Annotated in this window: 10 protein-coding genes and 2 tRNA genes; 2 read left to right on the forward strand and 10 right to left on the reverse strand. The window is 36.1% G+C overall.

What is annotated here, in order from left to right; genetic code table 11:
* Positions 1 to 237: 237 nt before the first annotated feature.
* The 10 genes from Q4503_RS14595 to Q4503_RS14640 form a co-directional block, all read right to left on the reverse strand.
* A tRNA-Arg gene (locus Q4503_RS14595) sits at positions 238 to 314 on the reverse strand.
* Between the two features lie 97 nt (positions 315 to 411).
* Positions 412 to 503, reverse strand: a tRNA-Ser gene (locus Q4503_RS14600).
* Between the two features lie 195 nt (positions 504 to 698).
* A complete protein-coding gene (gene csrA, locus Q4503_RS14605; protein WP_215971421.1) occupies positions 699 to 893 on the reverse strand; it encodes a carbon storage regulator CsrA in 195 nt (64 codons plus the stop codon).
* A gap of 557 nt (positions 894 to 1,450) precedes the next feature.
* Positions 1,451 to 4,081, reverse strand: a complete 2,631-nt coding sequence (gene alaS / locus Q4503_RS14610) for an alanine--tRNA ligase (RefSeq protein WP_215971422.1) — start codon at positions 4,079 to 4,081, stop codon at positions 1,451 to 1,453.
* A 669-nt stretch (positions 4,082 to 4,750) separates the two neighbouring features.
* Positions 4,751 to 5,809, reverse strand: a complete 1,059-nt coding sequence (gene dinB / locus Q4503_RS14615; RefSeq protein WP_303602713.1) for a DNA polymerase IV — start codon at positions 5,807 to 5,809, stop codon at positions 4,751 to 4,753.
* Positions 5,810 to 5,843: 34 nt separating this feature from the next.
* On the reverse strand, positions 5,844 to 6,938 hold the full coding sequence (hemH, locus tag Q4503_RS14620; protein ID WP_303602714.1) for a ferrochelatase: 1,095 nt from the start codon (positions 6,936 to 6,938) through the stop codon (positions 5,844 to 5,846).
* A gap of 20 nt (positions 6,939 to 6,958) precedes the next feature.
* A complete protein-coding gene (gene ccmI, locus Q4503_RS14625) occupies positions 6,959 to 8,221 on the reverse strand; it encodes a c-type cytochrome biogenesis protein CcmI (protein ID WP_303602715.1) in 1,263 nt (420 codons plus the stop codon).
* A 9-nt stretch (positions 8,222 to 8,230) separates the two neighbouring features.
* Positions 8,231 to 8,764 (reverse strand): cytochrome c-type biogenesis protein, encoded by a 534-nt coding sequence (locus tag Q4503_RS14630; protein WP_303602716.1) that lies wholly within the window; start codon positions 8,762 to 8,764, stop codon positions 8,231 to 8,233.
* Positions 8,764 to 9,312, reverse strand: coding sequence for a DsbE family thiol:disulfide interchange protein (locus Q4503_RS14635; RefSeq protein WP_303602717.1), 549 nt, complete (start codon positions 9,310 to 9,312; stop codon positions 8,764 to 8,766). Before Q4503_RS14635 ends, Q4503_RS14630 begins: the two co-directional genes overlap by 1 nt.
* Positions 9,313 to 11,313, reverse strand: coding sequence for a heme lyase CcmF/NrfE family subunit (locus Q4503_RS14640; protein ID WP_303602761.1), 2,001 nt, complete (start codon positions 11,311 to 11,313; stop codon positions 9,313 to 9,315). It lies immediately after the preceding gene.
* Positions 11,314 to 11,682: 369 nt separating this feature from the next.
* Between Q4503_RS14640 and ccmA the strand changes: the two genes are divergently transcribed.
* Both ccmA and ccmB read left to right on the forward strand, forming a co-directional pair.
* The gene (gene ccmA / locus Q4503_RS14645; protein ID WP_303602718.1) at positions 11,683 to 12,348 is read left to right on the forward strand and encodes a cytochrome c biogenesis heme-transporting ATPase CcmA; all 666 of its coding nucleotides are present in this window, start codon (positions 11,683 to 11,685) and stop codon (positions 12,346 to 12,348) included.
* A gap of 55 nt (positions 12,349 to 12,403) precedes the next feature.
* The gene (gene ccmB, locus Q4503_RS14650) at positions 12,404 to 13,093 is read left to right on the forward strand and encodes a heme exporter protein CcmB (RefSeq protein WP_215971428.1); all 690 of its coding nucleotides are present in this window, start codon (positions 12,404 to 12,406) and stop codon (positions 13,091 to 13,093) included.
* The last annotated feature ends 72 nt before the right edge of the window (positions 13,094 to 13,165 follow it).

The raw sequence follows: 13,165 nt of genomic DNA on the forward strand, positions 1-13,165 counted from the left end.
AGGAGTCGAACCTGCGACCGCCTGGTTCGTAGCCAGGTACTCTATCCAGCTGAGCTACGCGTCCGCAATTAAGATGTATTTAATATCGTGCTTATCCGATAAGTGAATACTAAAACAAGAGTATGATTAATAAATTATTCAACTAATGATAGTTACACCATCTAAAAATTTATTTATACAGTATTAGTAGTTACTGTTTTTAACATTATACCACTTTACTTTATCAAAAAAGAAAAGTGGCGGACGCGGCAGGAGTCGAACCTGCGACCGCCTGGTTCGTAGCCAGGTACTCTATCCAGCTGAGCTACGCGTCCGCAATTAAGATGTTTTTAATATCGTACTTAACCGATAAAACTTTCTTTTATATCTTAGTTTAAAGATTCACAACCATACATTACAAAAGGTAAATAATGGCGGAGAGGGAGGGATTCGAACCCTCGATCCGGGATAAACCAGATACTCCCTTAGCAGGGGAGCGCCTTCGGCCACTCGGCCACCTCTCCAATGGATGCGAATACTAATGGATCTTAAGAATAAGTCAAACATTTTTGTGAATTTATTTATGTTTTTTTACTGTTTGCTGAGAATTCAGCCAATAATGCTATTTTTCAGTCAATTTTTTAGAATAAAAAAATAATAGCCACAAAAAAAGCACTATAAAAATAGTGCTTTTTCGAACGTTCATAATGTCCATAAAATTAAACGTTGCCGGTATTTTCTCCATCATCCTTTTCTGCTTGTATACGCATGTAAATTTCTTCACGGTGTACTGAGATTTCTTTTGGCGCATTAACACCTATTCTGACTTGATTACCTTTTACGCCTAATACTGTAACTGTGACTTCGTCACCAATCATAAGCGTCTCGCCTACTCGGCGTGTTAAAATTAACATTTATATATTCCTTTGATTAAAATTGAGAAACACTAAATAAATATATAAGCTAGTAATATATGTAAATAGTATATTTTTCATAACACCATTAAGTAATAGTCAATATTATGAAAAAATCCACTTTTAATACGTATTAAACTCCTATGTTTATTACTTATTAAAATATACGCCATTCTAACAAGCTTATATTTGCTTTGAATATAGCTAAAAGCTATTTTTCAATGTATTTCAGCTTTTTTTTACTTTTATTTACATTTTTATAACATAATAGCTTGCGTTATGGTCAATACTCACAAATTTCAATCAGTATTTTAGGTTGACAACTCAGATAAAACCTTAATGAGATAGCTAATAGTGTTTAAATGAGCTTTTGAGCATCAATATACTCTAAATAAGCATTAATCAAGGTAAGAAGTGATTTATTCATATATTTACCTTACAGAGGGAATTTTCGATATAAAAAAAGCCAATTCAATGACTTGATTGGCTTTTATTAGTATTGTGTCTCGTCCTGAAGTGCAAACTCACATTGCAGGACGGACATATTTAATCTTAATTTAACTAAGTTTTTCAACTAACCAAGGTTGCACTGATGCTAAAGCAGTAGTGATATTCTCAGGTTGGCTACCACCGGCTTGTGCCATATCAGGGCGTCCACCACCTTTACCGCCAACTTGAAGGGCAACCATATTAACTAACTCACCAGCCTTCACTTGGCCGATAAGATCTTTAGTAACACCTGCAATTAACCCAACCTTACCATCATTAGCTGTTGCCAGCATGATGATACCCGATTGCATTTTATTTTTTAGCTCATCAACCATACCACGTAAAGCTTTGGTCTCAACGCCATCAAGATCTGCAATTAATACCTTCACACCATTAATATCAATGGCACTGCTTACTAAATCTGAGCCTGCTTGCGCTGCTAACTCTTGTTTTAACTGACTCACTTCTTTTTCTAACGCTTTAGAGCGGTTAATTAATTGTTCAATCTTAGTATCTACACTTGCAACATCAGCTTTTACTAAACTTGCTACTTTAGCTAAACAAGCGCCTTGTTGATTAATAAATTCTAATGCTCCTGTGCCGGTAACAGCTTCTATACGTCGTACACCTGCCGCAATGCCAGATTCTGACACTATTTTTAATAAACCGATATCGCCGGTACGATCTACATGAACACCACCACACAGCTCGGTAGAGAAACCACCTAAAGTAACTACACGTACTTCATCGTCATATTTCTCACCAAAGAGTGCCATTGCACCTTTTTCTTTAGCTTCTTCAATGTCCATTAATTCTGTTTTTCTTTCGTGGTTACGACGTATTTCATCGTTAACCAGTAGCTCAACAGCTTGTAATTCTTGTGTCGTCATTCCTTCAAAATGAGAGAAATCAAAGCGAAGTTTTTCGCTATCGCACAATGAACCTTTTTGGGTAACATGATTACCTAGCACTTTGCGTAAAGCAGCATGTAACAGATGCGTAGCAGTATGATTTTTAATAATAGCAGCACGACGTTCACTATTGATTTCAGCTTTAACACGACGGTTCATACCAATATCAGTACGAGCAATACCTTTGTGAGCAAAAGCATCACCTAGCTTTATGGTATCTTCTACTTCAAAAACACCATCATCTAGATGTAATAAACCACTATCACCAACTTGTCCGCCTGATTCAGCATAAAACGGGGTATGATCTAAGATGACTAAGCCCTGCTCACCTGCATTCAATTGATTCACCGGCTCTTGCTCGCTCGAATTAAACAGTTCGACTACAGTGGCAGAAGATGTATGACTACTATAACCTTTAAAATTAGTTTTATGATCTGATTTTAATTGTTGGTTGTAATCAGTTCCAAATTGACTTGCTTGTTGTGCTCGCTCCCGTTGCAAACCCATCGCTATATCAAAACCATTATGATCAATATTGAGTTGGCGTTCACGAGCGATATCGGCAGTTAAGTCTGCTGGAAAACCATAGGTATCGTAAAGTTTAAATACATCATCACCAGAAATTGTGTCGCCATCTAAATTGTCTAACATCTCTTCAAGCAAAACCATACCACGATCTAAAGTACGACCAAACTGCTCTTCTTCAATACGTAATAATTTTTCAATAATGGCTTGTTGTTGAACTAATTCAGGATAAGCGTCACCCATTTGTTCAATAAGTGATTTTACTAATTTATGGAAGAAGTGCTCTTTTGCTTCAAGTTTATGTCCGTGACGAATCGCACGACGAATAATGCGCCTTAATACGTAACCACGACCTTCATTCGATGGTACAACACCATCAACAATCAAAAAGCAGCATGAGCGGATATGATCGCTAATAACACGTAATGATTTATTATCTAAATCATTACACGACAATAAACTAGCAGTATCTTTAATTAAAGCTTGAAAAAGATCAATTTCATAGTTGCTGTGTACATCTTGCATAATCGCAGAAATACGTTCTAGCCCCATGCCAGTATCAATTGATGGGTTAGGTAGTTTATCCATATCGCCATTTGCTTGGCGATTAAACTGCATGAAAACTATATTCCAAATTTCAATAAAACGGTCACCGTCTTCTTCAGGCGATCCTGGAGGACCACCCCAAATATCAGCGCCATGATCATAAAATATTTCTGAACATGGGCCACATGGACCTGTATCACCCATTGACCAAAAATTATCTGATTCATACTTTTTACCAGCAGATTTATCACCAATACGAATAATTTTATCTTCAGGTATACCTATAACATCTTTCCAATATAAGAAAGCTTCTTCATCGGTTTCATAAATGGTAACTAGTAGCTTTTCTTTTGGTAAACCCAGAACACCTGTTAAGAATTCCCAAGCATAGCTTATTGCGTCTTCTTTAAAGTAATCACCAAAACTAAAGTTACCTAACATTTCAAAGAAAGTATGATGACGGGCTGTGTAGCCGACATTTTCTAAATCATTATGCTTACCACCAGCTCGAACACAGCGTTGTGCTGAAGTGGCTCGTGTGTAACTACGCTTTTCAGCACCTAAAAATACATCTTTAAAAGGTACCATACCTGCATTTGTAAAAAGTAATGTTGCATCATTACCTGGCACTAGTGAGCTACTTTTAACTATTTGATGTTGTTTTGTGGCAAAAAAATCCAAGAATGCTTGACGAACTTCGGCGGTACTTTTAATCATGGGGACCTTAATCAATCTGTGTGTTCAATTATCGTTAACTAGCGCAAAAATTTCATTAATAGAAAATCTGCGATATTGTAAAATCGTATTTTTTGGTTTGCTCTTCTTAAGTTAATAGAAGATCTACTCTCTTACTTTCACCAAAGCGTTTATTATACGCAAGCTCGGCTTGAAGATACCAATCAATTTCGCAATTATTCTGCAATTGTTGAATAATTGTTGAACAAACACCTTTTTGTTCTAACTCATTGACCATATGTAGCTAATCATAATCACTATTCAGAAAGCGCTATAAATAGGCTAGACAAGATTTAATAAATGTTTCTCTAGCTATTATTTTTCCTGACTTCATCGTTAAATTCAATTGTAATAGAGTAACTATTAACACGAAATTTATTTTCGAACTAAAGTAAAAGGTTATCAAGCTAGGCTATAGTAAAAATTAATATAATTAATTATTTCAATTGATTTAAAATATTTTAAATCGAGTTCAGATTAAGTATTCCCTTAAGATCGTATATTGATAACGACAATTTCCACTTACGTGTTTAATAGCCTTTTATAGAATATGGATATAACACTCGTTTAACTTATTTTAATTGAAATACTAAATGCGTTCGGCAAAGTAAGCTCAGTTCAGTAATCTAATATTATTTTTAGTTTTATTGGTTAAAGCAAAGATAATTGTTTACATTGAGTATTCTTTTCAATGCTTGGCTCAGCAAAACCTAAAGTTAAGCCGACAAGACGTATACCTCGTCCTTTTGAACGCTCATGTGCTTTAAGTAATAAACGATGAAAAGTATTTTCTTCTGCAGCTAAGCTTTGTTGCTCAACTGTAGTTTGATTAAAGTCATTGAACTTTAACTTAATACCTTGGCGCACAATTTGTCTGCCTTCAACTTTTGCTAATCGCTCTACTAATTTGGGGTATAGTTTTTCAATCACCCGTAAACATTCGGCTTCACTATAAACATCTGTCATTAAGGTTGTTTCTATTGCTAACGATTTTCGCTGCCGACTTACTTCTAATTCTCTGTTATCGATACCGTGCGATTTTTGATACAAGCTAGTTGCAAATTTACCGACTATAGTCGCGAGATGATTGATAGAAGAAGCTCTAACGTCGGCACAAGTAGTAAAACCAAATGATTGTAATTTTTGAAAAGTTTTAGGCCCTATCCCTGGAATTTTTTTCAGAGATAATTGCTCAACAAATTGACTAACTTGATCAGGTGGAACAATGCACTGACCATTTGGCTTATTTTCATCGCTCGCTATTTTCGCGATAAACTTATTAGGCGCGACACCTGCTGAAGCTGTAAGGTTTAGCTCATTATATATATCACTGCGAATTTTTTCCGCAATAAGCGTTGCACTGCCATGACATTGTACTGAATCAGTTACATCGAGAAAGGCTTCATCAAGTGATAAGGGTTCAATCAGATGGGTATAACGAGAAAAAATCTCTCTTATATGAGCAGAAACTTCTTTATAAACAGACATGCGCCCATGCACAATAGTTAATTCAGGACAGAGTAATTTTGCTTTACTCGCTGGCATAGCAGAACGTACACCATATTTTCGTGCTTGATAATTACAAGTGCAAAGAACACTACGAGGCCCATCACCACCAACCGCTAATGGTATATCACGGTATTTGGGAAAGTCTCGCATTTCTACGGCTGCATAGAAACAGTCCATGTCTATATGAATTATTTTTCTCATACAGATATATTACTGAGTTTTTATACAGTGTCAATTATTCAGTTAGCTTTGAAGCATTAAGCTTCGGTGCTAAAATATTTACAATAGCTTGAATATGATCATCTCGATCATTTAGCGCTGCTATATAATGGTATTCCTCACCACCAGCCTCGATAAAAATGTCTCGATTTTCATGCTCAAGCTCTTCTAGTGTTTCTAAACAATCAGCGCTAAACGCAGGACTAATAATAGCAACATGTTTATGACCTGCTTGAGCTAAACTTTCGAGTGTTTCGTCGGTATATGGCTGTAACCATTGTGCTTTACCAAAACGTGATTGAAAAGTCATCACGAAAGAATCATCTGTTAAGTTTAACTTTTCGCTTAATAAGTTATTGTCTGAGCGACTTAATAATTCTTTCTTTAGTAGGTCTGTTGTTATTTTACAAAAATCATAATAAGGGTCGCCCCATTGGTAAAATAACTCAGGCATACCGTGATAGGAAAGTACTAGTTTATCGGGTGTACCATGTTCATTTAAGTGCTCTATTACCGTATTGGCTAGTGCATTAATATAAGATTTATTATTATGATAACTATTAATAAAGCTAATGTTAGGCACATAACGCCATTTTCTTAGCTCTTTACTAACCGCATCAAAAGTAGAAGCTGTCGTTGGTCCTGCATATTGTGGATAAAGCGGTAACACAACAATATTATCGACATCTGCCTGCTGAAATTTTTGTAATACACTGGGTATTGAAGGTTCGCCATAACGCATGGCAATATCGACAATAACATCCTGTCCGTACTTTTCTTGCAGTTGTATTGCTACTTTTTGTTGCTGAGCTCTACTAATAACAAGTAAAGGTGCGCCCTGCTCTGTCCATACAGTTTGATAGAGCTTTGCAGATTTTTTTGGGCGTATACGTAAGATAATACCATGCAGTATTATCAACCAAATAAGACGCGGAATTTCAACAACTCTGGGATCAGACAGAAATTCACGTAAATATTTACGCACTGCACCCGTAGTTGGTGCAGCTGGTGATCCTAAATTAGTTAGTAAAACTCCTGTTTTAAAAACCTTTTCACTCTTGTCATTATTGTTAGCAACGTTATTCTTATGAGCTGTAAAACGTGATTTCATTTTAATCTTATTTAATTTTGCTATTCAACAAGGCTATCAATAACAATATCGATAGTCTCCGTTTTATCAACCGGTATATTCTGAACTTCAGCTTTAAAGTCGCCTGGTTTAATACCTGCGCCACCATCTTTAGAAACGATAGCGTATATATTCACTGTGCTCACACTACTTAAATTGCTCTGTGGAGACATTGCAGTGCTATTATTTAATACTACGTTTTTAGGCAGGTCACTGGCCATTAATTTTATTGCCGCTAATGGCATACGTTGGCCATCAGTTGGGATCGCATAAACAAATACAACCTTATCTTCACCGTTTGCTAATTGCGCCATAATGTCGTCAGATAAACTCACACTAAGGTTAAGCTGTGGACCATCAATAGCTGCCGTTGATGGTGTTTGATTTACTTCGCTTCCAAGGCGTCTTTTCGCTTCGTTTACCGCTTCTTTTAAAGCTTCAATATTCACGCTTTGTCTATTGTCATCAATAATTCGTTGCCAGTATTCAATCGCTTTAGCATATTCTTGCGAAATAAAATTATGCATACCTAATAAAATGTTGGTTGACGGATCATTATTATCTAACGCTAAAGCTTTATCAATTAGGGTTTGTACTTGTTCATCTATTTGCTGGTTATTACGATAATAGGTTGCCTGGGCAATTGCGCCAAATAAGTCGGCATGCTCACCTTCAATTCGAATGACTTCTTCAAATGCATGTATAGCAAGATCAAACTCACCGACAGCAACGAAAGCTTGACCTAAATCATACCAAGCCTTGCTATCATCTGAATTAGTATCTATTTTTTGCTGTAAACCTTTTATGTAAGCCAACATTTCTTCTTGTTGTGCTTCTGAAGATTGTAGCCCTTCTTGATTAGTAGTTGATGCCATTGGAGTAGCAATAATCGTATCCAACGTGCCTTGCTTTAAATAGATAGCAACAGAAAAAGAAACAACAAATAAAGACAAAAAAATCGGCCATAAAACACTAAAATGATTAGTGTTTTTCACCTTGTTTTTTTCCTTTTCTGTCGTTGTTACATCTTGCAATAAACTATTATCTAATTCTGCTAACAAATATTGGTAGCTTTCTTCATCAATAGCACCATCGCTATAATCTTTTTCAATTTCAGTTTTATGTTCTTTATAAAGCACAACGTTAGTTTCATCACGTAAACCTTGCTTGCTTTGATTATTTTCTTTTGCCTTTTTAAAGAATGGCACCCAAACAATTAATAAAAGTAAGGCAATAAAGATAAAGGCTATTAATACTATTTCCATAACGGTTGACTACTCTTTCTCTTGTTTAGTTTCGTTTGGGCTAGCCTTATTAGAGGCTGCTACATTACTGTCGCGTTGTAATAATTGATTTAGCTTTTCTTGTTGTTTGTTATCTAATGCTAAACTTTCTTTTGTCGCTGGTTTTTTTCTCACAATAATAATAACAACGATAATACCGATTAAAATTAATAATGCAGGACCAAACCAAAGAATATAAGTAAGGCTTGTTACGCGAGGTCTATATAATACAAATTCTCCATAACTACTCACCATGATATTAACAATTTCAATATCTGCTTTACCTTCAACTAGCAAGTTATAAAGCTCCAATCGCATTGCCGAAGCTACAGTAGAGTTTGAATCAGCCAGGTTTTGATTCTGACATTTAGGACAGCGTAACTCTCGACTCAGTGCCTGAAAGCGAACTTTGGTTACTTCATCTTTAAATTGAAAAGTTTCTACCGGTGCAGCATGCACAGTGCTAATCATCAATATACTTGTGACTAGCATTGCAAGACAAAATAAAAATCTACTTAACATCATTATTTACCTGCTTGCCTTTCAGCAATAATTTGATTAATTAATGGTTCAAACTCTTTACGCCAAACACGAAGGTCTAAAGCACCAGCAAATCGTTTTCGAATAATGCCATGATGATCAATCACAAAGGTCTCTGGAGCGCCAAAAACACCTAGTTTTACACCAAGTAACCCGTCTTTATCAAAAATAGAGAATACATAAGGATCTTCGTAATGTGTTAACCATTCATTAGCCGCAACCAATTCATCTTTGTAGTTTATGCCATAAAGCTTTAATTTCGGATCTTTAGACAACTCAAATAAATATGGGTGTTCATATTTACAAGTTGGGCACCAAGTGGCCCATACATTTAATAAAACAATATCACCTTTTAAATCGGCTTTAGTCACGGTGCCATTAGGATTATCTAAGGAAGGTAACGCAAAGTCTGGCATGGGATTACCTACTAATGCTGATGGCATTTCAGTAGGGTTCAAGGATAAACCTCGATATAGTACAACGCCTAATGCAATGACTAATATCAGCGGTAGAAAGCGGATTATTTTATTCATTTAAGCACTCTCCGATACAGCTTTAATACTTGGCTTTGAAGCAGCCGCTATGTTTTCATCACTATTCTTCAACGCATTTTTTCTGACCTGGCTTTTCATTCTATAGCGTTTATCCATCATGGCTAAAATACCACCAATCGCCATAAATATCGCGCCTAGCCAAATCCAGCGAACAAATGGTTTATAATGAACTCGAATAGCCCATGCTCCAGCATCAAGAGGGTCACCTAAAGCGACATAAATATCTCTAAATAAACCACCATCAATACCAGCTTCTGTCATCCCCATTGTTTGTACTCGATAAGTTCGACGTTCAGGTTTCAATAAAGCAACAAAGTTATCACCATCATAAACATTAATTTGACCTTGCTCAGCAATATAATTTGGTCCTTCTACATGCTTAATACCATTAAATTCAATATGATAACCTGCTATCTCTACTTTTTCATGTAATTGCATTTTAACATTGGTTTCACTTTCATAACTCGATACTAACGTAACACCAACAATAGTTACCGCAATACCCGCATGTGCTACTGTCATGCCCCATTGCCCTAAACTTAACTTTGCTCTAAGTTTATATTGATTGATTAAATCCTTAACTACCACAAGGAAAACCCATGCAGCTAATGTCATGCCCATAGCAACCAATGCATCAAATTCACCGCCATAAATAACAGGGAATAATAAACCAAATGCAATACTAAATACTGAAGGTTTAATTAGCTGCTTACGTAATTCTCCTTTTTTAGCCTTCTTCCATCGAATGAGGGGACCAATTCCCATAATGATAAATAATAAGCTCATAATAGGCACAAAAACCGCATTAAAATACGGAGGCCCTACCGAAATTTTTCCGTAACCCAAGGCATCAACTAGCAAAGGGTATAATGTACCTAATAATACCGTTGTGGCAGAAACAACTAAAATAACATTACATAACAATAATGCGGTTTCACGTGAGTAAAGTGCAAAACGACTAAAACTTGCAACATTGCTTGCACGGAATGCATATAAAGTTAATGAGCCACCAACAGCAATAGCTAATAACACTAAAATAAACACACCACGAGATGGATCAGCAGCAAAAGAATGTACCGAAGTTATAACACCTGAACGTACTAAAAACGTTCCTAATAAACTTAAACTAAAAGTAAAAATTGCCAGCAAAATAGTCCAATTTCTGAAAGTACCTCGTTTTTCAGTTACCGCTAAGGAATGAATCAACGCCGTACCCACTAACCATGGCATGAAAGAAGCATTTTCAACAGGATCCCAAAACCACCAACCTCCCCAGCCAAGTTCGTAATATGCCCACCAACTACCTAATGCAATACCTAATGTTAAGAATACCCAAGCACCAATAGTCCAAGGACGCGACCACCGAGCCCAAGCGGCATCCATTTTACCCGACATTAGTGCCGCGACGGCAAAAGCAAAAGCAACAGCAAATCCCACATAACCTAAATACAGCAAGGGTGGATGAACAATTAAACCAACATCTTGTAGTAATGGGTTTAAATCGCGACCTTCAAGTGGGACATTTGGCCAAAGACGTTCAAAAGGGTTAGAAGTTAGTAATGTGAATGCAATAAAACCGACGGAGACCATGCCCATTACAGAAAGTACACGGGCAATAAATTCTTGTTCAACATTTTTTGAAAATTGAGCGACAGCCATCGTCCATGCGGTTAAAGAAAATACCCAAAGAAGCAATGATCCTTCATGTCCGCCCCAAACAGCACTTATTTTAAAATAATAAGGCAAATGTGTATTTGAGTGGTTTGCGATATATTTAATAGAAAAGTCATCAACGACAAAGCTATAAGCTAAAATCACAATACTAATTGCGGTAAAAATAAACATACCAAAGGTAAGTGGTTTAGCATAATTCATTAACTTATGTTGGGTACTATAGACACCAATTAATGGAATAATACTCAAGCATAATGAAAAAGCAAAGGCTATAACCAAAGCGATATGACCTAATTCAGGTATCAGCTCAGGTAAAATTTGGGGATTCATTCATTTCTCCGTATACACATAATTTTTATCCTTTAGGCTCAAGCATAAACAATAAAAAGGTACTAACTCATAATAGTTGCGCAATTCTAGCACACTTTTATCAAGGAAAAGATCAAATGCTTTATCCTAAATGATTTGATAATTGTTTCTTAATGTTACAAATTATCGAGTAACTATGTTTGCTAATTCTAACTATTGCTATGGTATGATATACCCAATGGACATAATAATAATCTAACTTCAAAATAAACAGCTAAACAGTAGCCATCAGGTAAACTTTGCAAGTTAATTAACTCGTACAATCAATTACTAAATTAATTCATTAAATAATAGAGAAACCTCACTTTGTCACAAGATCAAGCTAATATCAGCGATACCTCTTTACTTAGCGCAAGAAGTTTAACTTGTATTCGCGAAGATCGTCTGTTGTTTGATCAACTAAATATTACAATAAACGCGGGTGAGATAGTACAAGTTGAAGGCCCTAATGGCTCAGGGAAAACCAGTTTACTCCGTATTTTAGCTGGCTTATCTCAACCTTACGAGGGCGATATTTATTTTAAAAATAAATTAATAAATCACTCAAACGAAGAGTTTCATCAAGCGTTACTTTACTTAGGCCATCTGCCAGGTGTGAAAGGTGAAATGAATGCACAAGAAAACTTAGCATTCAACCTTAACTTGCATGGTTTACACTGTGATGACACATCGATAAAGCAAACATTAGCTAAGGTAAACTTAACAGGTTTTGAAGATAGTTTAGCTGCTCATTTAAGTGCAGGACAACACAGAAGAATATCATTAGCTCGCTTATATCAATCAACCGCTCGCATTTGGATTTTAGATGAGCCTTTCACAGCGATAGATAAGCAAGGTGTGTACGATTTAGAACAATTATTTAAAGCTCATATTAATCAAGGTGGTTGTATTGTTTTGACGACACATCAGGATTTACTGACATTCGAGCCATCCTCAATAAAAAAAATAACCTTAGACTACATAGTTGAGTAATAATAAATGTACCGCACTCAAAGCCAAATAAATCAAGATAAAAATAGAGGACAGCATGGCTGCAGCTAATTTGTCATATCGTGCTGTTTTTTCGCTCGTACTTAAACGTGATCTAACTATTGCTATGCGCCATAAAGATGACATTATTAATCCACTTTTATTTTTTGTTATTGTCATCACCTTATTTCCATTAGGGATTGGGCCAGAAGCGCAAACCTTAAGTCGTATAGCGCCAGGCATTATTTGGGTAGCCGCGCTATTATCAACTTTATTATCACTCGATAGATTATTTAAATCGGATTATGAAGATGGTTCACTAGAGCAAATGTTATTGAGCCCTCAACCTATCTTTGTTTTAGTACTTGCAAAAATTGTAGCTCACTGGCTAATAACGGGGCTTCCATTGATTTTAATTGCACCTTTGCTTGCTATACTTTTACATTTAAATGAACAAAGTTATAGCGCGTTAATGCTAACGTTATTATTAGGAACACCGGTATTAAGTTTGCTTGGCGCAATAGGCGTAGCCTTAACTGTCGGCATTAAAAAAGGTGGCGTACTACTGAGTTTACTCGTACTGCCCTTGTATATTCCCGTTTTAATATTTGCAACAAGCGCTATTGATACCGCAGCGCTTGGCTTACCTTACAGCGGACAACTTGCTATAATTGCAGCATTATTTTTTGGCTCTCTAACACTGGCGCCTTTTGCTGTTAGCGCTGCATTAAAAGTAAGTACTAATTAACATAAAGCTCGATTGATTAAGTCCCTGATAAAAATTCAGGATAACGGTATTTGTCCTAATAACCGAATGCTT

The sequence above is a fragment of the Colwellia sp. 6_MG-2023 genome, from assembly GCF_030547765.1.
Classification (GTDB): Bacteria; Pseudomonadota; Gammaproteobacteria; order Enterobacterales; family Alteromonadaceae; genus Colwellia.